The organism is Sphingosinicella terrae (assembly GCF_003347635.1).
GTDB lineage: Bacteria > Pseudomonadota > Alphaproteobacteria > Sphingomonadales > Sphingomonadaceae > Allosphingosinicella > Allosphingosinicella terrae.
Genome location: NZ_QDFY01000001.1, coordinates 171,644 through 194,051, shown reverse-complemented (window position 1 = coordinate 194,051; position 22,408 = coordinate 171,644). Strand labels below are relative to the sequence as shown.

Here is a 22,408-nt window from a genome sequence, read left to right as displayed (position 1 = left end):
GACCAAGGCATGCGCTTCAATTCCATGGCCAGGAAATTGCTGATCGGCGCGGCGCTCGCGGCGTCTGCGATGGTCGGCGGATCGCAACTGGGCGCGGCCGAGAAGGAAGCGGCGGTGGTCCGCGACTACAGCCTGGTGCGGGCGGCGCCGGCGCCGCGCACGCAGGATTGGGCGGAGGCGGAGGCGAAGAGCGCCGGCTGCCAGTCCTGCCACACCGAGAGCGACGCCCACACCATGCACCGGTCGCCGGCCGTGGTGCTCGGCTGCACCGACTGCCATGGCGGCAACCCGACGGTCCGCGGCGACGCGTCCCTGCCCCACGACAACCCCGCCTACGTCGCCGCACGCGACCAGGCCCATGTTCTGCCGCGCTATCCGGAGGCCTGGCACTGGCCGGTCAGCGCCAATCCGCGGCGCTCCTACACCGTGCTCAATCGCGAGGCGCCGGAATTCGTCCGCTTCATCAACCCGTCCGACTATCGCGCGGTGCGCGATTCCTGCGGCGCCTGCCACATCGAGATCATCGAGGCGGCCGAGCGGTCGATCATGGCGACCGGCGCGATGCTGTGGGGCGGCGGCTCCTACAATAACGGGATTCTGCCGTTCAAGAACTACCTGCTCGGCGAGGCCTATACGCGCGAAGGCGAGCCGGCTCGGATCCAGTCGCCGATCAACGGCCAGATCACCGCCGAGCAGCGCGCCCGCGGCGTCATCGCCGAAATGTACCCGCTGCCCACCTGGCACGTCGTCCCCCCGGGCGACGTCTTCCGCGTGTTCGAGCGCGGCGGCCGCAACATCAACACCCAGTTCGCCGAAGTGGGCCTGCCCAACCCGACCGGATCGATCCAGCGCCTCGAGGAGCCGGGCCGCCCCGACCTCAGGCAGTCGAACCGCGGCCCCGGCACCGGCCTTCGCGTCTCGATCCCGGTGCTCAACATCCACAAGACGCGGCTCAACGACCCGTTCATGTGGTTCATGGGCACCAACGACCAGCCGGGCGACTATCGCCATTCCGGCTGCGCCGGCTGCCACGTCGTCTACGCCAACGACCGCGAGCCGCGCCACAGCCTGACCTATGCCCCGTTCGGCCGCGACGGCCAGACCCAGACGGTCGATCCGACCATCCGCGACCTCACCCAGCGCCTGCCCACCCAGGACGGTCATTCCGCCGAGGAAGGCCATGGCGAGGGCGAAGCGCATGGCGAGGAGCATACGGGCGACGAGGCACATGCCGAGGGCGGCGTCGGCGGCCCCGAGGCGAGCGACGCGCCGGCGGACAGCAATCACGGGACGATGCGCGAGCGCGGCCATCCGCTGCGCCACGTCTTCACCCGGGCGATCCCGACCGCCCAGTGCATGAGCTGCCACATGCACCAGCCCAACGTCTTCGTGAATCCCTATCTCGGCTACACGATGTGGGATTATGAATCCGACGCCGACCTGATGTGGCCGGGGCCGGAGAACCGCCTGCCGACGCGCAATGCCCACGAGGAGAGGCGCTTCCGCAACCAGATCTATCCGAGCCAGGACGAGGTTCATTACGTCCTCGAGCGCAATCCCGAGGCCGCCTCGGTGCGCGGCCTGTGGTCGGACGTCGAGTTCCTGCGCGAGGTCTACGACCGGGTGAACCCGCTCGCCCGCCACACCCAGTTCGCCGACTATCACGGCCACGGCTGGAACTTCCGCGCCATCTTCCGCCGCGACCGCGAGGGCAACCTGCTGGATGCCGAGGGCCAGCAGATTCCGTTCGGCGATCCCGACACCTTCCGCCGCGAAGGCGAAGGCCTGTTCACGCCGGTGGGCACCAATCCCGGCCGCGCCGTCCACATGATGGACATCCATGCCGAGCGCGGCCTGCAATGCGCCGACTGCCACTTCGCGCGCGACGCCCACGGCAGCGGCTTCCTCGTCGGCGAGGTCGCCAACGCGGTCGAGATCGGCTGCAAGGACTGCCACGGCACCGCCCGCGAATATGCGAACCTGCGCACCTCCGGCCCGGCGGCACCGCCCAACGGCACCAATCTCGAGCTCAACCGCAACGAGGACGGACGCCGGCGCTTCGAGTGGATCGAGCGCGACGGCCGCCGGGTGCTGATCCAGCGCTCGATCGTCGACCCGAACCTCGAATGGGAGGTCAGCCAGGTCCGCGACAGCGCCGACGCCAGCCTGCCGCCCTGCGAGGCCAGCGGCGACCAGCCGACGCCCGGACCCTGCTTCAACATGCGCTCGGCGCGCGCCAAGCTGATGTCGCGCTCGGCGGCGGACAGCGGCCGCTATCTCTTCGGCGAAGGCGTGCCCGACAGCGATCTCGCCCATCCGGTCGAGGAGATGGCCTGCTTCACCTGCCACCTGTCGTGGACGACGAGCTGCGCGGGGTGCCACCTGCCGATCGAGGCGAACAACCGCACCACGTCCCACCATTATGGCGGCGAGGAGACGCGCAACTTCGCGACCTACAATCCGCAGGTGGCGCGCGAGGAGATGTTCCAGCTCGGTCGCCACCAGACCACCAAGGGCAATATCATCGCCCCGATCCGGTCGAGCTCGGCGCTCGTCCTGTCCTCGACCAACGTCAATCGCGAGCGCATCTACGTGCAGCAGCCGCCGGTCTCTGCCGCCGGCTTCTCGTCCCAGGCCTTCGCGCCTCACTTCCCGCACACCGTTCGGCGGGTGGAGACCAAGACCTGCACCGACTGTCACGTCAGCGAGGCGAACGACAACAATGCGTGGATGGCGCAGCTGCTGCTGCACGGCACCAACTTCGTCAACTTCGTCGGCCTCAACGCCTGGAGCGGGCTCGAGGGCGGCATCCAGGCGACGCGCGTCACCGAATGGGAAGAGCCGCAGGCGGTGATCGGCTCCTACCTGCACCGCTACGCCTATCCCGATTACTGGCGCCTGCACGTGGAGCGGAACAATCGCGAGCTGGTCGAATGGACCCGCGGCCGCACCTTCGACGAGAATTTCAGCGGCGAGACCCGGGCGCTCGAGGAATTCGCCAACTTCAACCAGTCGACCCGCGGCGCCGTCCGCTGCCTCCAGCATCGCGGCGAGTATCTCTACCTCGCCGAGGGCCGCGGCGGCTTCATGGCTTACGACATTGCCAGCATCGGCAATAAAGGCTTCTCGGACCGCATCCTGACGGCGCCGGTCTCGCCGCTCGGACAGGATACGCGGGTGAGCTCGCGCAATGCGACCTGCATGGCGCTGCCGACCACCCAGCCGATCAGCGTCGACCGCAACAACAGCATGGCCGAGACGCAGCGGCCGCAGCCGGACGGGACGACGATCAGCCTGCTCGACGAGAATCAGGAGCAACGCTTCCACCCGATCTACAATTATGCGGCGGTGACCGATGCCGAGGAAGGACTGTTCCTCGTCAACATCAACACCCTGTCCGACGGTGAGGCCCGCAACAATTTCCTGCGGCGCGAGCGCTTCGCCTCGGGCGAGACCGCCTGGAATCCGGACGGCGTGCTCAACGGCGCCCGCCACATCATCCTGGCCGGCCACTTCGCCTACATCACCACCGATGCCGGCCTGGTCGTCGTCGACCTCGACGACCCGCTCAATCCGCGGGTGACCGCGACCCTGCCGCTGCGTGATGCCCGCGCCTCGGCGATCCAGTTCCGCTATCTGTGGGTGACCGACGCCGAGGGCCTCAAGCTGTTCGACGTCACCGACATGGCGAGTCCCCGCGCGATCCCGGAGGCGACGGTGGCGCTCGAGGATGCCCGCAAGATCTATCTTGCCCGCACCTACGCCTATGTCGCGGCCAAGCGTCAGGGCCTGGCGATCATCGACGTCACCCGGCCGGAGCGGCCGGGCGCCCCGACCTTCGTCACCTTCGACGGGCAGATGAACGACGTCGAGGACGTCGTCGTCGCCTCGACCAACGCCTCGCTCTTCGCCTATGTCGCCGACGGCCGGAACGGCATGAAGGTGCTCCAGCTCACCTCACCCGACAGCCAGCCCAATTATTACGGCTTCTCGCCGCGGCCGGTGCCGGAGCTGATCGCCTGGGTGCGCACGCCTTCGCCGGCTTTGGGCATGTCGAAGGGCCTCGACCGCGACCGCGCGGTCGACGAGACCGGCGGCCAGGTCGCCATCTTCGGCCGCCTCGGCTCGCGTCCGTTCAACCGCCAGGAGATGGAACGCCTGTTCCTCAACAGCCGCCGCCTCCCCTACCAGGTGAACGACACCGGCTCGATGGACGACTGGGTCCCGCTGAGGACCGCGGCGAGGTAGGAACGGCCGGTCAACCCTGCTCCGGTGCACCCCTCGTCCAGAGGGAAAGGGCTGCGGTGAGGGTGGCGACGAGGCCGAACAGAATCTCCGACTCTGAGCACCTCCACCTGCCCTTTCCCCTCCAGGGGGGGCTGCGCTGGCACCGCCGTTCCGCCCGCACAGGCGCGCTCCCTCTCCCGGAGGGAGAGGGTCGGGGTGAGGGGGTGGGGACGCCGGCGGATCATTCTCCGACGCCGAGCACCCCCACCCTACCCTCCCCCTCCAGGGGGAGGGTCTGCGCTGGCACCGCCGGTTCCGCCCGCACAGGCGCGCTCCCTCTCCCGGAGGGAGAGGGTCGGGGTGAGGGGGTGGGGACGCCGGCGGATCGTTCTCCGACGCCGAGCACCCCCACCCTACCCTCCCCTCCAGGGGGAGCGTTGTCAGTCCAGGATGATCCGGAGGTGCTGGCGGATGTCCTCGAGAACCCCGTCCAGATTGTTCATCACGTCGCTGTTCCAGTAGCGGATGACGGTGTAGCCGTGCGCCTCGAGTATCCTCGTGCGCTCGGCGTCCTCCTCGACCTGCGTCGCGTGCTGGCCGCCATCGAGCTCGACGACCAGCCGCGCCGCATGACAGACGAAATCTGCGACGGCGCCGCCGATCACGACTTGCGAGTTGAATCGACGACCGTCCAGTTGCCGGCCACGCAAGCGGGACCACAGCCTGGCCTCGGAATCCGTCTTCCGCTTCCGCAGCGTGCGCGCGACCGACGTCAGACGATTGCGCGTCAGCTCTCCCCTTTTTCCGCGACGAGCATTCGGACCAGCGGCTGGAGCTGGGGGGTGTAGCGGGCGAGGACCTCGTGGTCCTCGGCGGTGTCGAAATGGGTGGTGAGCTGGCGGCCGTCCCACAGGTGGAGGGCATAGCTGGGCGGCTCGGCGATGATCATCGGGCGCTCGTCCGGGGCCTCGGGGTCGATCGGCCGGAGATCGAGCGCGACCTGGGGGGCGGTGGAGGAGCAGACGATCAGGGTGGTTCCGCCCCAGCCGGTGATGATCTGGCGATGGACGTGACCGGCGACCATGGCGACGATGTTGCTCCGGCCGGAGATCACCGTCTCGAGCCGGCGAACCCAGTCGGCATCGGGATTCTCGGTAAGCCAGCCTATGCCGGTGGCGACCGGCGGGTGGTGGAGCGCGATCAAGGTGGGCCGGTCGGGCGCCTCGTCGAGGCGGGCGCGCAGCCAGGCCGCGCGGGTTTCGCAGAAGCCGCCGCCGTGGCGGCCGACCTCGAGCGTGTCGAGCGCGAGGATGCGAAGCGGAAAGTCCTCGACGGCATATTGGATGAAGCCGTCGGCGGTCGGAAGATCCGGAAACAAGGCACGGAACGGGTCACGACTGTCGTGATTGCCCATCAGCGGGAAGACCGGAAACGGCAGGTCGGCGATCGCGTCGCGATAGCGCTGGTAGGATTGGGCGTCGTCGCCGTCATTGACGATATCGCCGGTGACGAGCAGCAGATCGGGCCGCGGCGACAGCAGCCGCAGCGCCTGAAGCGTGGCGTCGAGCCGCTGACGGTTGAACTCGTCCGGATTCTCGGGATCGAAGCCGAGATGGACGTCGGTGATCTGGGCGATCAGCATCGGCTCACCGCCGCGGCCTAGTCCGGCGCATCCGCCCGGTGAGTTCAGACGACAGGCTCAATGTCCCCTCCCAACGGCGGGCGATCGCGCGAATCACCCCCCATCCTCGGATACTCCTTGCCGCCATGCCCCTTGCTGAAAGCCGAACGTGGGCTTTCCGCTTCTTGCCTACCGACCAGCCCCCGAAGGGGCTTCGGCCTGGATCGGAATCACGGTGGTCGTCCAGCGCCGGCCACGCACCTGCTGGCGAAGCAGCTGAGCGGGGACGCCTTCGTCCATGTGATAGTCGTGGCACATGGCGCAGCTCGATTCCACCGGAAGGCTGCTGGTCTCGCCGCCATGGCAGTCGCGGCAGCTGGCGACGTTGGGCAGCAGGAGATCGGCCGAGTCGGACGACGCGTCGGCGCGGTGGCAGCTCAGGCAGGCTTCCGAGCCCTGCTGCTGGCGCTGACCCGGCCGCTGCACGACCATGTGGGCGCGGTGATCGAACCAGCCGTGCAGCATATAGCGGGTGGGGAAGGCCACCGGCCTGATGCCGAAGGCGAGCGACGCGGCGGATGGCGGCGCCGTCACCTGGTGGCAATCGAAGCAGGCGCCGTCCTCGGAGAAGACCTGGCGCACCGCCTGATCCGCCCGCGCCGGCCATTGCGACATGGCCCTGGCCGAGGTGGACGAATTGCGCGCCTGATTGATGTCGCCCGGACGGCTGCGCTCGGCCCCGAGGTCCGCCGGCCGCTGCCGCAGCCCCGCCCGGTAGAAGGCGCGGATGTCGGCGACGACCTGCTGCGGCTCGCCGTGACGAAGCGTGCGCACGGTGCCGTCGATCGATTCGAAGGCGAGGCTGTGACACATGCCGCAATCGCCCTCCATGCTCGGCGGGGCGAAGCGGACGCCATCGGGCGTCGGCACGTGGCAGTCCCGGCATTCGAGCTGCTGGCCGAAGCCGAAGCTCGGCGCCAGCCGGCGGGCCATCTGGGCGACGCCGCCGGTGCGGTCGAGGTGAAGCGCGTGGGGGAATTTAAGGTTGCTCGCCTCGCGCGGGTTACGGTTGAGCGCGATTCGCTGCATGCGCGGCTGCTCGCCGTCCCAGCGGGTCAGCACCGCCGGCTGGAATTCCGGGTGCAGCCGCTCGAAGTCGCTGGCATCGCCAAGGCGCGTGTCGGGCAGGCGTGCGTCGAGATCGGTATGGCAGTCGGCGCAGAATTGCTGCGGCGTCGGCGGGATCTCCTGCGGGCCTTCATGCTCGGTATGGCAGTCGACGCAGCGGCCCGGCTCCTGACCGAAAGCCTCGCCGATATTGATCTGGAGGCGGCGGAAGAAGGGCAGCTCGCCCTGCGCGCGCTGCATCCGCGCCGCGTCGGCATGGTCGTGGATCGCCGTGTGGCAGGCCGTGCACGCCGTATCCTGGACCGATTCGAAGGCGTCGACGTGGCAGGCCGTACAATTGTTCGCCAGCGCGGCATGGCCCTCGGAGAGGCTGCCGCTGAGCCACAGCCGGTCGGCGTGGAACCCCTGGGCGATCTCCGGGCGGCCCCGCTCCTGCGAGTAGAAGGACCATATCGGCCAGGCGAGGAAGGCGCCGAGCACGACGATGACGAGGGTCCAGGCGATCGGCCGCTTGCCCGGCATCACCGCCGACAAGGCGAAGCGGCGGGTGTCGAACCTTTCCTCGGCCTCTTCGGTGTCGATTCGCTCGACGTCGATGGCAACGTCGTCCGAGCCCATTTCCTGCGGCAGCACGCGCAGCTGGAACGGGCCGACCCGGATCGTGCCGCCGATCGTGACGTCGATCTGGCCGAACTGGGTATTGGCGCCGTCGATCTCGACCGTCAGCCCGGCCTCGGCGGAGACGCCGAGGCGGGTCGCCGACACCATCTCGAGCGTGGCATGGTGGAGCGCCACCGCCAGCTCGTTGAGACGGATGTCGCTGTCCGGATCGCGGCCGACCTTGACCAGGTCGTCCTCGACTCTCGAGGTACGGACGATCTGCCGCCCCTCGGCGCTGTAGCTGATGTTCCGGAGAACGAAGGCCATCCCTACTGCCCCCTTACCAGTAGAAGAAGACGCTGATGATGTGCGCGAGCAGCGCCGCGATCAGCACGAAAGTCAGCGGGATGTGGACATACAGCCAGATCTCCAGCAGCGCCCGTCTCTGGACGTAGTTGCGGACCCGCTGCAACGCCGCCTGCTTGCGCTCGAGCAGGGTGACGACCTGCTCCACCGCCTGGGCCTGCTTCCCGCTCGTCTCGGCGAGACGGCCGCGCATGATCTGGAGCGCGCGCCGGTTGCCGCAGCGGGGATAGGAGCCGGTGAGCCGGCGCCAGACGCCGCCGCCGAACGGATCCTCGCCGAGCGAGCCGAGCACCACCTCGCTGTCCGCGTCGCTCAGCGGCTGGGCCGCCGCCTGGATCTGCTTGTCGAGGGTGTTGACGGCATCGATCATCTGCGGCCCGGTCATGTCCGACCGGGCGTCGCTGAGCCCCTGGGGCAGCATCGCATAGACGCTGATGCCGTAGATGCCGGAGACGATCACCAGCATCATCAGCACGTAAGCGAGGGTGTGGACGTTCCAGCCGAACTGGAAGCCGGTGTGGAGCGAGCCGATGACGATGAGGGCGAGGCCGAGATAGACATGGGCCGACGTCCACGCCTTCAGCGACCAGCGGCCGCGGGTGATGGCGCGCTTGCGGATGCCGAGCATCGACAGCCAGACGATGAGGGCGGCGCCGATCGTGCCGAGCGCGTAGCCCAGCCAGCTGCCGCCATTGTGGCGCGGCTGCACGTCGACGATCAGGTACAGGACGATCAGGAAGACCGAGATCGCCAATGCCGTCTTGAACCAGCGAAAGCGCCGGTAGCGGAGGAAGCCCTCATGGGCGACCGCGTCGCCGGCTTCCGCTCTTTCGAACCCCCTGCTTGCCACCCCTGCCAAGCCCCCCTTCACGCTTCATGCTGGCGCCGTAATGGTTTTCCTTAAACGCTTTGTCCCATCCTCGCTACTGTCAGGAATTCTTCCGGCGAAACTCGGATGGCGGCCCCGGTCGGGCAGGCGCGGACGCAGGCCGGACCCCCGTCGATCCCGGAGCACATGTCACATTTTATAGCCTTTTTAGGGGCTTCGCCCTTGGCCTTCTTTTTCGCCCATTTCTCGTCGGCCTCGCCCGGACCCGGTCCGGCGCCGAAGAACAGCCATTTGAGGAGGCCCGGCTTCTTGGGCGGAATCTTGGCCATGCGAATCACCCCATAGGGGCAGTTGCGCTGGCAATTGCCGCAGCCGATGCAGGTCTCGTTGATATAGACCTCGCCGTCCGGGCCGCGGTTGAGCGCGTTGGGCGGACAATCGGCCATGCAGTGCGGATGCTCGCAATGGCGGCAGCTGGTCGGCACGTGGAGGTGGGCGTAGGTGCGCCCCGCCTCGCGGTCGAGCCGCGACAGGCCTTCATGGGCATCGGCGCAGGCGCGTTCGCAATTGTCGCAGCCGATGCACAGTTTCTCGTCGATCAGCAGGACGTCTGTCGCCTCGCCGATGCCGTTCTCGACCAGGAAGCCGGCGACCGAGGAATACATGTCGACGGCGCCGCCGAACCCGTCCTTGCGCGCCTCGATATAGTCGGTGAGCTCCTGCCGGCTCGACATCTCCTGCTTGAACCGGGCGAGCAGATCGGGCTTGCGGATGAGCAGACGCCGGAAGGCGTCGCCGTCGAGCCGAATCACCTCCGACTTGATCGCGGCGCGCACGGTCGCGGTGCGGCGGCCCGCGTCGATCAGCGCCATCTCGCCCACCCACGAGCCTGCGGGCAGATAGGAGAGGAAGACCGGCTTGCCGCCGATATTCTTCTCCACCACCATCGATCCCTGGCGGACGACGAAGATGTCGAAGCCTTCCTCGCCCTCGTTGATGATCGTCTGGCCGGCGCGCACCTCCCGGATCTCGGCGGTCTGCAGTACCTCGGCGAGATCCTCGGACGACACCCCGCCGAACAGCTGGAGCAACTGCCGCTCGGTCGAGATGCGGGTGATCTCGCGCTTGGCGGCGGAGTTGGTCGCCATCAGCTTCAAGGCGGCGCTGCGCGGGATCTCGATGACGATGGCGCCCTCGGCGGTACGGACCGTAGCGCCGCGCTTGCGGCCCGAGATCAGACCGACCTCGCCGACGATCGAGCCCTGGGCGATCGGCACGACCTTGGAGGAATCCTTGGGATCGATCTCGACCAGGACCGATCCGTCGGCTATCGCGAAGAGCGAGGCGCCCGGATCGTTGCGCTCGAAGATGACCTCGCCGGCACGATAGGCCCGCGGCTCGGAATCGAGCATGAACTCGCGCATCTGCAGCATCGACAGCTCGTTGAGGATGGTGACCCGCCGCCGCAGGAAGGCCAGCCATTCGGTGACGCTGCGATGGCCGGGCAGGACGCTGAACCTCTCCTCCAGGATCGGCTCGTCGGCCGGCTTCAGCTCCTTGTTGCCGTTGATGAACTCGATGACGTCATAGCCCTGGTTCATGCAATGCTTGATCAGCGGATAGCCGGCGAGCGCACCGATCACGTAGATGCCGGGAACCGTGGTCTCGAACTCCGGCGACAGCTGCGGATAGGCGTCGCGATCCTCGCTGGTGAACTTGATCCCGCATTCCTCGATGAACTTGCGAGGCGGCGCCGAGCCCATGCGGGCGATGATCCGGTCGCACTTCAACTTCTGCTGGCCGTCGCGAGTCTCGACATAGAGCCAGCCGGGCACGACCTTCGACGGCGTCGTCTCGCACATGACGTTGACGCGGCCATTGGCCTTGGCCTCCATCAGCAGATCGACATTGGCCTGCTTGGCGCGGGCGAATTCCGGGCTGCGGTTGAGGATGGCGACGACATTGCCCTGCTCGGGGTCTGCGGCAAGGCCGAGCGCATTCTCGATGCCGGCGTCGCCCGATCCGATCACGGTGATATGCTCGTCGACATATTCGCCGGGATCGTCGAGCTGATACTGGATGTGGGGCAGATCGCCGCCCTCGCACCGGATCTTGTTCGGATTGCCCTGGGTGCCGATCCCGAGGACGATATATTCGGCCTTCACCTCTTCGCCATTGGTGAGAAGCAGAGTGAAGTCGCCCTTCTGCCCGCTGATCTTCTTCACCTCGGCGTTGAGCCGGACGTTGATCTTCCGTTCCTCGGCCTGCTTGTCCCAGATGCCGAGAATTCCCTCGCGCTTGCCCGCCTCGAAGTCGAAATCCGAGCGCAGCACGAGCTGGCTCGGGGTCGCCATGACGTGCTTGCCCTTCTGATATTTGTAGATCGTGTCGGACAGGTGGTCCGTCTTCTCGAGCAGGACGTGGCTGAGCCCGAGCTGCGCGGCGCGGCCGGCGGCGCTGAGTCCGGCCGGTCCGGATCCGACGATCACGATCTTGAAAGCCGACGCCACGCGCAACCACTCCCCAAAATCCCCCCGACGGGCGCGCATCGCGCGATCCCGTCGCGCGGGCGCACAGGCCGGCCGCCATATCCTAGCAGCTTCCCCATGGGATGCCAGACCTTGACGCCGGCCTAATTGCGGGGATGATCCGCCGCAAATGACTGAAAAACCCACCACCCGGCGGTCGATCCCGTCCGCCTCGCTCGCCCTCGGCGCCGCCGCCTTGCTCGCGGTCGGCGCCGTCGGCATCGCCCTCTTCCGCTCCGGCGAGACCAGCGCGGAGCCGGGCGAGTCGATCAACGCGACGGCCGCGGCCGCGGCCGAGGCCGGTTCGATGGAGGATGTCGTCGCCAGCCTGACCGAGCAGGTCCGGCAGGATCCCGACAATCACCAAGCCTGGTTCCAGCTCGGCCTCGCCCATCGGGCGATGGAGCGATTCGGCGAAGCGGCGCAGGCTTTCCGCCGGGCGACCGAGCTCGCCCCGCGCGACGCGGACTATGCCGCCCATCTCGGCGAAGCGCTGCTGCTCCAGGGCGGGGCCAATCCACCGCCCGAGGCCGAGGAACAGTTCCGGCGCGCGCTCGAGCTCCAGCCCGGCAATCCGCAGGCACGCTACTATCTGGCGACGCTGAAGGACATCAGGGGCGACCATCGCGGCGCGGTCGACGATCTGATCGCGCTGCTCGGCGAGGCTCCGGCGGGCGCGGTGTGGGAGCCGCAGGTGCGCGAGGCGGTGACCCGAATCGCCCAGACCAACAATATCGACATAGAGGGCCGGTTGCCGGCGCCGCGTCCGGCCCAGGCCTCGCCCGCGACCGCCGCCATTCCCGGCCCGACCCGCGAGCAGATGGAAGCGGCGCGCGCGATCCCGCCGAGCCAGCAGGACGCGATGGTCCAGGGCATGGTCGACCGCCTCGCCGCCCGGCTTCGCCAGAATCCCCGCGACGCCGAAGGGTGGATCCGGCTGATGCGCTCGCGAATGGTGCTCAACGATCCGCCGGCCGCGCGCCAGGCGCTCGATTCCGGCCTCGCCGCGTTCCAGGACGACGCCGCAACCCAACAGAGGCTGCGCACATCGGCCCAGGAGCTCGGCATCCCTTCCAGCTAAGACGCTGTTCTGAAACGATTTCTTAGAGACGTCGATGGCCCGCTCGAAGACCTGCCCGAAATGCGGCGGCGCGATGAACGAAGGCTTCGTCGTCGACAAGGGCTACGGCACCGCCGAGGTGGCGCAGTGGGTCGGCGGGCCGCCGCAAAAGAGCTTCTGGATGGGACTGAAGCTCGGCGGCAAGGAGAAGATCGAGATCGTCACCTGGCGCTGCCGCGACTGCGGATTTCTGGAAAGCTACGCCGAGTGATCCAAGGAGATGGTTCGCGCGGAGGCGCGGAGGCGCGGAGAGGCCGAGCGGGCGGCAGAAAGGCGCGTCGGCTCGCTTAGGCCGTCGATCCAGCGCAAGCTCGACAGCTTATTGGGATCGCTCAGAAAAGCGAGATCCTGGCTTCCGCCAGGATGAGGGGGGGGTGACCCCAGCGCCTTCGTGAGGCCACGCGCGTCTTCGCCCTAGCCGCCGGCAGCGCGACGGCCCTCCCCTTCGCCGTCAAGGCGAAGGCCGAAAGAGGAGGGCCCGACGCCGACCTGCCGCCGGGTCAGGAGACCCGGACGGCCTCGACGCGCCGATTGTCGGGATCCGAAGCACGCTTGCCGGGCAGCGGCCGGGCATAGCCGAAGCCGCGAACCTCGAGGCGGTTGGCCTCGATCCCCTGGCTCATCAGATAGTCGGCGACCGCCTGGGCGCGACGCTGCGACAGCGACTCGTTGATGGCGCGGCCGCCCGATGAATCGGTGTGCCCCTCGATGCGGACCCGCACATTGGCGAGCTGCGGACGCTTGAGCGCCTCGGCGAAGGCGCGAACCTGGGCCTCGGCAGCGGCCGACAGGGCCGCCGAGCCGTTGCCGAAAGCGAGCCGCAGGTCGGCGCGGCCGGGCGCCACCTGGACCGGGCGGTTCGCGCGCCGGTTCTGCGCCGAGCTGGTCTGCTGGCGCCGGGTCTGGCGAGTCGGCGTGGTCTGCTTGGGCGCCGGGCGATTGCTGGTCGTCGTCGGCGCCGAGAGCGAGAATCCGCGGGTCGCGGAGATGCGGGGCTCGCCGTCCGCCGTGGCGGGCGATGCGGCCGCTTCCTGACCTTCCTCGCCGCAGTCGCCGGTCAGCGCGCAGACATAGTCGTCGGCGGAAGGCGCGGCGCTTTCCTGCGAGAAAGCGGCATAGGGAACCATCACCATCGAGGTGACGAGCAGCGACAGTCCAAGCTTGCGCATAATGCCTCCTGGGGCTTCAATGGCCGGGGCTATGGGGAATATGGCATTACTACCGTATGAATATCGGAGCGGCAAGACGAGCCGTCGCCGCGACGGATCGCGCGCCCGAAAAGAGCGGCCGCAGACGCTCTACGCGGGCGTCGCCGGGGCGAGTTGTCCCCGCCTGACCTCCCTGCTAGTTTCCGCCGCCGGGGGGCGGTTGCCGCGGAACGATGCCGCCTCCTTGCCGCCGGATTCCCGGTCCGGCCCGCCAGCATAGCCAAGGATGTATCGGCCGCATGAGCTTGACCCTGACCCTTCGCAATCCGGAGGCCGCAGCCGAAGGCGTGACGACGCAGTTCACCCTCGAAGGCGACAGCGCGCTGATCGGCCGCTCCAAGAATTGCGACTGGAACCTCCCGGATCCGGGCAACATCATCTCCTCTCGCCACGCCGAGATCAGGCGCGACGGCGACTCCTACGTGCTGAAGGACATCAGCACCAACGGCACCTTCCTCAACAACGCGGCGGACCGGATGGCCGGCGAGCACAGGCTGGCCGAAGGCGACGTCATCCGTATCGGCCAGTACGAGCTGGTCGCCTCGATGGCGAAAGCCGCGCCGCCTCCGCCTCCCCCGCCTCCGCCTCCGCCTCCGCCACCGCCTCCCCCGCCGCCCGACCCCGAGCGGACCATCATCCAGCCTGCGGGCGAAGCCGCTCCGGCCGGCGCCGAGGCGGACGACAGCCCGCCGGAGAACGTGACGGTGATGTGGGACTCGCTCGCCGACATCAACAAGGTCGACTGGGCGCGCGGCGGCGTCGGCGTGAAGGACGAAGCGCCGGCGGCGCCGGCGGGAGACCCGCAGACCGCAAGCGAGCTGGTCGATGCCTTCATCGCCGCCACGGCCATTGGCGAGCAGGGCGTCGCCAAGTCCCCCGAGGTCGTGAACAAGGCGGGATCGCTGCTCAAGCGCCTGGTCTCGGGCCTGGTCGTCATGGTCGAGGCGCGCGCGCGCGCCAAGGCGCAGATGGGCGCCGAGGCGACGGGACTCGAGCTGGAAGGCAATAATCCGATCAAGTTCGCGCGGTCGCCCGAGCAGGCGCTGGCGCGGCTGCTGAGCCCGCCCGAGCCCGGCTTCATGGAGGCGGACCGGGCGGTCGAGGACGCCTTCCTCGACCTGCAGGCGCACCAGGTGGCGACGCTGCGCGCGATTCCCGGCGCGCTGCGGGCCACGCTCGACCGATTCTCGCCGGGATCGATCCGGCGACGGGCGGAGAGCGCGGGAATCCTCGGCCGGATCCTCCCGGCGCTGCAGGATGCCGCCCTCTGGCGCAATTACGAGCGTGAATATGTGAAGGTGAAGAACGAGTCGGACGAGGCCTTCATGGACGTCTTCTCGAAGGAGTTCCGCAAGGCCTATGAACGCCAGCTGCGCGAAGGCTTCGAGGAGAAGTCGCAGCGGCTATAGGCACGAGCGGTTTTGTGGCGGGCGATGCTTCGGACCGGCGCCGGACGGCCAACAAGCTCGTGGCCCTGCGCAACCGCCCGGTCGAGGCGTGGAAGGTCGAGTCCTTGATCGAATTATCTCGCGACGCGGCGGACGAAGTGCGCGATTGGGCGACCTTCGCTTTGGCAACTCGTGACGACGACTGTGAAGAAGTCAGCGCGGCGCTCCTCGAGCGCGTCAACGACACGGATCTCGACACGCGAAGTGAAGCGCTATGGGGGCTCGCCCGCCGTCAGGATCTCCGAGCTCTTTCGCCTCTGTGCGCAGCCCTCGAGTCCGATCTCGTCGGCGAGCTGCTGATAGAGGCAGCAGGCTTCTTCGCTCGACCCGAACTCGTCCAGTCGCTCGAGGCCCTGCTGCAGGATAGCGACGACGATCTCATCGCCGAGGCTCTCGCAAGATGTCGCAGCGAGGATCGCAGCACGGGTGGGCGATGGGACTATGTTCCCGGCAGGATGACGCGGCCGAGCAGGTGAGTTTCCGAACGCCGGACCGAAAGCTCACGTGCACAGCGCCAGGAAGGCGATCTCCATGACGGTGCCGCCTTCGACGGCGAGCGGGCCTTCGCTGTCGCGGGCATATTCGCGGAACTCGGTGGTGGCGCCGGCGGCGTCCTGGCGACGGTGGCCGAGCGCCTCGATGGTGCGGCCGGTGCAGTCGATCCGGAGCAGGTAGGAAATGCCCGTATCCGCCGGCTGGTCGGGGTTGGTCAAACGGAACCAGGCCCGGCGCGCGGACGGCTCGCGCTCGAGCGTGGCGGCGTCGACCGCGATCGACTGACCGGTCGGCGCCGAGCCCAGATTGAGCCATTCGGCCGGGCGCTCGGCCGGCGTGCCGGGCGGCGGCGGGGGCGAGACCTCCGCCACCGGCGGCGGCGCGCCGATGCCGCAGCCTTCGGTGGCGCGGGCGAGCTCGAGCCGGATCTGCGGGTCGCTCATCGTCGTGGCGACGTGCATGAGGTCGCGCAGCTCGAGCCGATCGGCGCCGAAATAGCTCTGCTGCACGCTGGCGGCGGTACGGGTCAGCCGGCGCAGCTGCAGCGGCGTCAGGGCCGCGGTGAGCCGGGCGCCGACGCACCGCGTCTGCTCCGCGTCGAGGCCGTAGCGTGCGAGCTCGGGGCCGACGATGGCGGTGCGATCGCCGACATAATCGGCGACGTTGCCCGCACATCCGGCGAGCGAGAGCAGGAAGGCCAGCGGCAGAAGACGCATCTTCACTCCGATCGATGGTTGCGCGGACGCTGGTTATCAAGCCGGCCGAGGCTTTGCGAGCCGGAAGCGCCGGGCGCTCGCCCCTCCCTCCCCCCTGTCAGATCAGGAAGACGTCCCCCGCGTGGATCACCCGTACCTCGCCGGTGGGAAGGCGCAGCCGCAAGCCGCCCTGGGCGTCGAGCCCGTCGAACAGGCCATCCCCCTCCGGCGTGGACAGGGCCGTCCCGATCGGATGCGCCGCCTCGAGCCAGCGACGGCAGACCGGGGAGAGGCCCGCGGCCCGCCACCTCCCGAGCCAGCGCGCGAACGAGTCGGCCAGCATCTCGAGGAAGGCGGCGGGATGCGGCGCCGACTCCGTCAGCTCCGCCAGGCTGGTGGAGGGACGGTCGAGCGCGGGGGGCGACGCCGCGAGGTTGACGCCGAACCCGGCGACGACCGCCTCCCCCTCCCGCTCGAGCAGGATGCCGGCAAGCTTGGCCTCCCCCGACAGCAGGTCGTTCGGCCATTTGATCCGGACGACCGGCGCGAGCGGCGAGACGATCTCATGGAGAGCGACTGCCGCCACCAGCGCCAGCGTCGCCGCCGGCGGGTCGTCCGGCCGCACACGCACGAGCGTGCTCGCATAGAGATTGCCGGGCGGGGAGACCCAGATGCGGCTCTGCCGGCCGCGACCGCCGGTCTGTCGCTCCGCCCGCAGCCACAGGCCCTCGGGCGCGCCCGTTCGGGCCAGCGCGGCGACGTCGTCATTGGTCGAGCCGGTCGCGAGGACCGTGCGGATCTCCGGCGCGAAGCCTTCCCCGGACATTCGCCCTCAGAAGAGGGAGCCGGCCGCCACCCGCGTCGCCCGGTCGAGAATGGGAATGGCGAGATAGCCGAGCGGCGAGACGAACAAGGCGGAAGCGAGGATCAGCCCCGTCCCGACAGGCTCGCGCGTGGTCGCATAAGCCGGCGCGGGCGCGTCGAAATAGATCAGCTTGACGATCATGATGTAATAGAAGGCGCTGATCACCGAGGTCGCGATCGCCACCGCCGCCAGCCACGTCAGGTCGGCCGCGACCGCCGCGTTGAACACGACGAACTTGGGCCAGAAGCCGAACAAGGGCGGGATGCCGGCGAGGCTGAACATGAAGATCGCCATCGCCAGCGCCAGGCCGGGCCGGGTACGCGAGAGGCCGGAGAGCGAGGCGATCGTCTCGACCGGCGCGCCGGTCGCGTCACGCATCCGCTGGACGACCAGAAAGGAACCCAGGGTCATCGCGAGATAGACGGTCATGTAGAAGAGGACCGAGGCGACGCCGGCCGGCGTGCCCGCCGCGAGGCCGACCAGCGCGAAGCCGACATTGTTGATCGAGCTGTAGGCGAGCAGCCGCTTGATGTTGCGCTGGCCGATCGCGGCGACTCCGCCGAGGATGGTCGAGGCCAAGGCCATGAAGATCACGATCTGTCGCCAGCTGTCCGTCGCCGTGCCCATCGCCTCGATCGCCACCCGGGCGAGCAGAGCAATGGCCGCGAGCTTCGGCGCCGAGGCGAAGAAGGCGGTGACCGGCGTCGGCGCGCCCTCATAGACGTCGGGGGTCCACATGTGGAACGGCACCGCCGAGATCTTGAAGGCCAAGCCGGCGAAGACGAAGACGAGGCCGAACAGTTCGCCCTGCGACACGCCGTCGGCGGCAAGCGCGGCCGCGATCCCGTCGAACAGGGTCGTGCCGGTGAAGCCGTAGAGCAGCGAGATGCCGTAGAGCAGGATGCCCGAGGCGAGCGAGCCGAGCACGAAATATTTGAGGCCCGCCTCGGCCGAGCGGCTGTCGGTCCGCTGGAAGGAAGCGAGCACGTAGGCGGCGAGGCTCTGCAGCTCGAGGCCGACATAGAGGGTGAGCAGGTCGGTGGCCGAGACCATGATCGACATGCCCAGCACCGAGAACAGGATCAGCACCGGATATTCGGCGCGATAGTCGCCGTCGCGCCCGAACCAGCTCGACGCCATCAGGAGGGCGATCGCGGCGCCGACGAACATCACGATCTTGGTGAAGGCCGCGAAGGAATCGGCAACGAAGAGGCCATGGAAGGCGGATCCGCCGGCATCGGTTACGCCTGGCAGGAAGGCCGCGGCGACGCCGAGAAGGAGCACCGCCAGCCAGGTCAGCACCTTGGCCGAGCGATCGCCGGCCCAGGCGGCGGCCATCAGCAGCGCGAGCGCGCCGAGCGTGATGATCTCTTCGGGAAGGACGAGGAGGAAATCGTTCGCCATCAGTGCGCCGTTCCAGCAGCCGTCATCCTGGCAATGGCCAGGATCTCACTGCCTTTCGGGCAGCAAGGAAGAAAAGGGAGATTCCGGCTTGCGCCGGAATGACGAATGGGGTCGACGAAGGTCATCAATGCCCCTCCCCCGCCGCCGGCGCGCCATGATCCTCCGCCTCGCCATGACCGGCCGCGGCCGCCGCGGGATCGCCCGGCGTGACCTGGGCGTCGCCGGCCGGCGCGGCGCGATCGATCCGGTCGAGCAGGACGGTGACGTCGTCGCGCATCGGCGCGAGGAAGCTTTCCGGGTAGACGCCCATCCACAGGACGGCAGCGGCGATCGGCGCCAGCAAGGCGAGCTCGCGCGCGGACAGGTCCGGCATCGCCGCCGCCTCGGCGGTGCGGGCGGTGCCGAAGGCGATCCGCCAGTAGAGCAGCAGCATGTAGGCGGCGCCGAGGACGATGCCGGTAGTGGCGACGAAGGCGACCCAGCTGTTCGCGGCATAGGCGCCCATCAGGCTGAGGAACTCGCCGACGAAGCCGCTGGTGCCGGGAAGGCCGACCGCGCCCATGGTGAAGACCATGAACAGCAAAGCATAAGCGGGCATGTTGTTGGAAAGCCCGCCATAGCGGTCGATGTCGCGGGTATGGAGCCGATCGTAGACGATTCCGACGCACAGGAAGAGCGCGCCCGAGACGAGCCCGTGGGAGAGCATGACGATGAGGCCGCCCTCGATGCCCTGGCGGTTGAAGGCGAACAGGCCGATCGTGACGAACGCCATGTGGGCGACCGACGAATAAGCGATCAGCTTCTTCATGTCCTGCTGCACCAAAGCGACGAGCGAGGTGTAGACGACGGCGACCATCGACAGGCCGAAGACGATCCAGACGAGCTGGGCCGAGGCCTCCGGGAACATCGGCAGCGAGAAGCGGACGAAGCCGTAGCCGCCCATCTTCAGCAGGACGCCGGCGAGGATGACCGAGCCGGCGGTCGGCGCCTGGACGTGGGCGTCGGGCAGCCAGGTATGGACCGGCCACATCGGCATCTTCACCGCGAAGCTGGCGAAGAAAGCGAGCCACAGCCAGGTCTGCGCCTGGGGCGGGAAATCGGTGACCATGAGCTGCGGGATGAAGGTGGTGCCGGCATGGTTCACCATCCACAGCATCGCGATCAGCATCAGCACCGATCCGAGCAGGGTGTAGAGGAAGAACTTGTAGGCGGCGTAGATCCGGTTCTGGCCGCCCCAGATGCCTATGATCAGGTACATCGGGATGAGGCCGGCCTCGAAGAAGATGTAGAAGAGGAAGATGTCCTGCGCCATGAAGACGCCGAGCATCAGCGTTTCCATGAACAGGAAGGCCGCCATATATTCCTGGACGCGCTCGCCGATCGCCTCCCAGGAGGCGGCGATGCAGATCGGCATCAGGAAGGCGGTGAGCACGATCAGCATCAGGGCGATGCCGTCGATGCCGAGGGCCCAGTCGAACGCCCCGAACAAAGGCGTGCCGGCTCCATTCTCGACGAACTGCCACTGGGCGCCGCCGATATCGAAGGTGAGCCAAAGCCCGATGCTGAGCGCCAGGGTCGCCAGCGTCGTCATGAGCGCCACCCAGCGCGCCGTGCGCGCGCCCGAGAACAGGCAGGCGAGCGCGCCGAGCATCGGCAAAGCGAGGATCGCCGAGAGGATCGGGAAACCGGCCATCGTCATTGCGCCATTGCCCAGGTGGTGGCCGCGGCGACGCCGAGCAGCATCACCAGGGCATAAGTGTAGAGATAGCCGGTCTGCAGGCGGACCGAGGCGCGGGTGCCGGCCGCCACCAGAGCGGCGGCGCCGTTCGGGCCGAAGCGGTCGATGACCTTCTCGTCGCCGCCGCGCCAGAAGATCCGGCCGAGCGCCATCGAGGGACGGACGAAGACGACGTCGTAGAGCTCGTCGAAGAACCACTTGTTGTAGAGGAAGCGGTGGAGCAGCCCGAACTGGCCGACGAAGCGGCCGGGGAGCGAGGGATTGCGGATATAGGCGCTCCAGGCGACGAACAGGCCGAGCAGCATCGCGGCCGCCGGCGACAGCTTCACCCAGAGCGGGACCTCGTGGATGGCGTGCATCAGATGCGCGTCGAAGGCGATGCTGCCGGCCCAGAAATGGGCCCCTTCCTCGACGTCGATGAAGGCGTGATGGAAGACCATGCCGGCGGCGATCGCGCCGATCGAAAGCACCGCCAGCGGCACCAGCATCGTCCACGGGCTCTCGTGCGGGTGGTAGCCGCCGGTGCCGGCCGGCACCTCGTGCGCCGCCGCTTCGTGCAGGCGGGTGTCGTGGCCGGCATCCTCGTCGGCGGGGTGGTCGTGATGGTCGCCGTGGAGCGCATGCTGGATATGCTCGGACTGAGCCCAGCGCGCCTTGCCGAAGAAGGTCAGGAACACCAGCCGCCAGCTGTAGAAGCTGGTCAGCAAGGCCGCGAACACGCCGACGGCGAAGGCGATATGGCCGACCGTCGTTCCGCTGGCGAAGGCGCTCTCGATGATCGCGTCCTTCGAGAAGAAGCCGGCGAAGCCGAAGCTCGGCAGCCCCGCCACCTGGATGATGCCGACGCCGGTGATCGCCAGCGTGCCGACCGTCATCGCCCAGAAGGTGAGCGGGATCTCCTTCCTCAACGCGCCGTAGAAGCGCATGTCCTGCTCGTGGTGCATCGCGTGGATGACCGAGCCGGCGCCGAGGAAGAGCAAGGCCTTGAAGAAGGCGTGGGTGAAGAGGTGGAACATCGCCGCGCCATAGGCGCCGACGCCGGCGGCGAAGAACATGTAGCCCAGCTGCGAGCAGGTCGAATAAGCGATCACCCGCTTGATGTCGTTCTGGACGGTGCCGACGGTGGCCGCGAACAAAGCGGTGGCGGCGCCGACGACGGTGACGACGGTCAGGGCGACCTCGCTCGTCTCGAACATCGGCGAGAGGCGGCAGACCATGAACACGCCGGCGGTGACCATGGTGGCGGCGTGGATGAGCGCGGAGACCGGGGTCGGGCCTTCCATCGCGTCGGGAAGCCAGGTGTGGAGGCCGAGCTGGGCCGACTTGCCGCAGGCGCCGATGAACAGGAGGATGCAGATCAGCGTCATGGTGTCGATCCGGCCGCCGAGGAAGCCGATGGTCGAGCCGGTCATGCCGGGCGCCGCCGCCAGGATGTCGGGGATGCTGACCGTGCCGAAAACGAGGAAGGTGGCGAAGATGCCGAGCGAGAAGCCGAAATCGCCGACGCGGTTGACGATGAACGCCTTCATCGCCGCGGCATTGGCCGAGGGCTTGTGGTACCAGAAGCCGATCAGGAGGTAGGAAGCGAGGCCGACGCCTTCCCAGCCGAAGAACATCTGGATGAGATTGTCGGCGGTCACCAGCATCAGCATCGCGAAGGTGAACAGCGACAGATAGGCGAAGAAGCGGGGCTGGCTGTCGTCCTCCGCCATATAGCCCCAGCTGTAGAGATGGACGAGCGCCGAGACGGTGGTGACGACGACCAGCATCACCGAGGTCAGCGCGTCGACGCGCAATGCCCAGTCGACGCGAAGATCGCCCGAATGGATCCAGTCGAGCACCGGATGGAGGCTGCTCTGCTGGGTGCCGCCGAGAAATTCGAGGAAGACCGGCCAGGACATCGCCATCGACGCGAACAGGGCGCCGGTGGTGACCAGCTTGGCGGCGGTGTTGCCGATCATCCGGTTGCCGAGACCGGCGACGATGGCCGCGAGCAAGGGGAGGAAGACGATGGCCTGGATCACGCGTCTGCCCCCTCGCCCATCACCGTCATCCTGGCGCAAGCCAGGATCTCAGTGCGTTGGGCACGGCTCATGAAGAAAAGGGAGATCCCAGCTTCCGCTGGGATGACGAGGG

The 22,408-nt window shown here is 68.2% G+C and carries 16 protein-coding genes; 5 read left to right on the top strand and 11 right to left on the bottom strand.

Annotated elements, in window-relative coordinates:
• The first annotated feature begins 9 nt into the window (after positions 1-9).
• Entirely contained in the window at positions 10-4,248 is a 4,239-nt protein-coding gene (locus DDE10_RS00950; protein ID WP_284734354.1) for an LVIVD repeat-containing protein, read from the top strand.
• A 419-nt stretch (positions 4,249-4,667) separates the two neighbouring features.
• On the opposite strand, the gene DDE10_RS00945 is transcribed toward DDE10_RS00950, so the two are convergent.
• The 5 genes from DDE10_RS00945 to DDE10_RS00925 all read right to left on the bottom strand — a co-directional run bounded on the left by DDE10_RS00945 (position 4,668) and on the right by DDE10_RS00925 (position 11,320).
• On the bottom strand, positions 4,668-4,949 hold the full coding sequence (locus DDE10_RS00945; RefSeq protein ID WP_284734454.1) for an endonuclease domain-containing protein: 282 nt from the start codon (positions 4,947-4,949) through the stop codon (positions 4,668-4,670).
• A 65-nt stretch (positions 4,950-5,014) separates the two neighbouring features.
• A complete protein-coding gene (locus DDE10_RS00940; protein ID WP_114950858.1) occupies positions 5,015-5,869 on the bottom strand; it encodes a phosphodiesterase in 855 nt (284 codons plus the stop codon).
• A gap of 168 nt (positions 5,870-6,037) precedes the next feature.
• A complete protein-coding gene (locus tag DDE10_RS00935; protein WP_114950857.1) occupies positions 6,038-7,903 on the bottom strand; it encodes a cytochrome c3 family protein in 1,866 nt (621 codons plus the stop codon).
• A 13-nt stretch (positions 7,904-7,916) separates the two neighbouring features.
• Complete coding sequence (locus DDE10_RS00930) at positions 7,917-8,792, bottom strand: hypothetical protein (RefSeq protein ID WP_114950856.1); 876 nt, start codon at positions 8,790-8,792, stop codon at positions 7,917-7,919.
• Between the two features lie 50 nt (positions 8,793-8,842).
• Entirely contained in the window at positions 8,843-11,320 is a 2,478-nt protein-coding gene (locus tag DDE10_RS00925; RefSeq protein WP_114950855.1) for a cyclic nucleotide-binding domain-containing protein, read from the bottom strand.
• 109 nt (positions 11,321-11,429) lie between these two features.
• On the opposite strand from DDE10_RS00925, the gene DDE10_RS00920 reads away from it, so the two are divergent.
• Positions 11,430-12,380 (top strand): tetratricopeptide repeat protein, encoded by a 951-nt coding sequence (locus tag DDE10_RS00920; protein WP_114950854.1) that lies wholly within the window; start codon positions 11,430-11,432, stop codon positions 12,378-12,380.
• Positions 12,381-12,414: 34 nt separating this feature from the next.
• Positions 12,415-12,630 (top strand): PF20097 family protein, encoded by a 216-nt coding sequence (locus DDE10_RS00915; protein ID WP_114950853.1) that lies wholly within the window; start codon positions 12,415-12,417, stop codon positions 12,628-12,630.
• A gap of 289 nt (positions 12,631-12,919) precedes the next feature.
• On the opposite strand, the gene DDE10_RS00910 is transcribed toward DDE10_RS00915, so the two are convergent.
• On the bottom strand, positions 12,920-13,588 hold the full coding sequence (locus DDE10_RS00910; protein ID WP_114950852.1) for an OmpA family protein: 669 nt from the start codon (positions 13,586-13,588) through the stop codon (positions 12,920-12,922).
• A 278-nt stretch (positions 13,589-13,866) separates the two neighbouring features.
• Between DDE10_RS00910 and tagH the strand changes: the two genes are divergently transcribed.
• Positions 13,867-15,036, top strand: a complete 1,170-nt coding sequence (gene tagH / locus DDE10_RS00905; RefSeq protein ID WP_114950851.1) for a type VI secretion system-associated FHA domain protein TagH — start codon at positions 13,867-13,869, stop codon at positions 15,034-15,036.
• Positions 15,037-15,050: 14 nt separating this feature from the next.
• A complete protein-coding gene (locus DDE10_RS00900; protein ID WP_162806178.1) occupies positions 15,051-15,551 on the top strand; it encodes a HEAT repeat domain-containing protein in 501 nt (166 codons plus the stop codon).
• A 24-nt stretch (positions 15,552-15,575) separates the two neighbouring features.
• On the opposite strand, the gene DDE10_RS00895 is transcribed toward DDE10_RS00900, so the two are convergent.
• The 5 genes from DDE10_RS00895 to nuoL all read right to left on the bottom strand — a co-directional run bounded on the left by DDE10_RS00895 (position 15,576) and on the right by nuoL (position 22,296).
• Complete coding sequence (locus DDE10_RS00895) at positions 15,576-16,286, bottom strand: hypothetical protein (protein ID WP_162806176.1); 711 nt, start codon at positions 16,284-16,286, stop codon at positions 15,576-15,578.
• A 97-nt stretch (positions 16,287-16,383) separates the two neighbouring features.
• Positions 16,384-17,091 (bottom strand): biotin--[acetyl-CoA-carboxylase] ligase, encoded by a 708-nt coding sequence (locus tag DDE10_RS00890; protein ID WP_114950848.1) that lies wholly within the window; start codon positions 17,089-17,091, stop codon positions 16,384-16,386.
• A gap of 6 nt (positions 17,092-17,097) precedes the next feature.
• Positions 17,098-18,534, bottom strand: a complete 1,437-nt coding sequence (gene nuoN / locus DDE10_RS00885; RefSeq protein ID WP_114950847.1) for an NADH-quinone oxidoreductase subunit NuoN — start codon at positions 18,532-18,534, stop codon at positions 17,098-17,100.
• Between the two features lie 124 nt (positions 18,535-18,658).
• Positions 18,659-20,227 (bottom strand): NADH-quinone oxidoreductase subunit M, encoded by a 1,569-nt coding sequence (locus DDE10_RS00880; protein WP_114950846.1) that lies wholly within the window; start codon positions 20,225-20,227, stop codon positions 18,659-18,661.
• Positions 20,228-20,229: 2 nt separating this feature from the next.
• Positions 20,230-22,296 (bottom strand): NADH-quinone oxidoreductase subunit L, encoded by a 2,067-nt coding sequence (nuoL, locus tag DDE10_RS00875; protein WP_114950845.1) that lies wholly within the window; start codon positions 22,294-22,296, stop codon positions 20,230-20,232.
• Positions 22,297-22,408 lie beyond the last annotated feature (112 nt).

Bases quoted from the DNA above. Each gene is read 5' to 3' on its own strand.
- DDE10_RS00880 (WP_114950846.1), bottom strand. From the start codon at position 20,227: ATGGCCGGTTTCCCGATCCTCTCGGCGATCCTCGCTTTGCCGATGCTC.
- DDE10_RS00895 (WP_162806176.1), bottom strand. From the start codon at position 16,286: ATGCGTCTTCTGCCGCTGGCCTTCCTGCTCTCGCTCGCCGGATGTGCG.
- DDE10_RS00910 (WP_114950852.1), bottom strand. From the start codon at position 13,588: ATGCGCAAGCTTGGACTGTCGCTGCTCGTCACCTCGATGGTGATGGTT.
- DDE10_RS00920 (WP_114950854.1), top strand. From the start codon at position 11,430: ATGACTGAAAAACCCACCACCCGGCGGTCGATCCCGTCCGCCTCGCTC.
- DDE10_RS00940 (WP_114950858.1), bottom strand. From the start codon at position 5,869: ATGCTGATCGCCCAGATCACCGACGTCCATCTCGGCTTCGATCCCGAG.
- DDE10_RS00950 (WP_284734354.1), top strand. From the start codon at position 10: ATGCGCTTCAATTCCATGGCCAGGAAATTGCTGATCGGCGCGGCGCTC.
- DDE10_RS00890 (WP_114950848.1), bottom strand. From the start codon at position 17,091: ATGTCCGGGGAAGGCTTCGCGCCGGAGATCCGCACGGTCCTCGCGACC.
- DDE10_RS00915 (WP_114950853.1), top strand. From the start codon at position 12,415: ATGGCCCGCTCGAAGACCTGCCCGAAATGCGGCGGCGCGATGAACGAA.
- tagH (WP_114950851.1), top strand. From the start codon at position 13,867: ATGAGCTTGACCCTGACCCTTCGCAATCCGGAGGCCGCAGCCGAAGGC.
- DDE10_RS00935 (WP_114950857.1), bottom strand. From the start codon at position 7,903: ATGGCCTTCGTTCTCCGGAACATCAGCTACAGCGCCGAGGGGCGGCAG.
- nuoN (WP_114950847.1), bottom strand. From the start codon at position 18,534: ATGGCGAACGATTTCCTCCTCGTCCTTCCCGAAGAGATCATCACGCTC.
- DDE10_RS00925 (WP_114950855.1), bottom strand. From the start codon at position 11,320: ATGCGCGCCCGTCGGGGGGATTTTGGGGAGTGGTTGCGCGTGGCGTCG.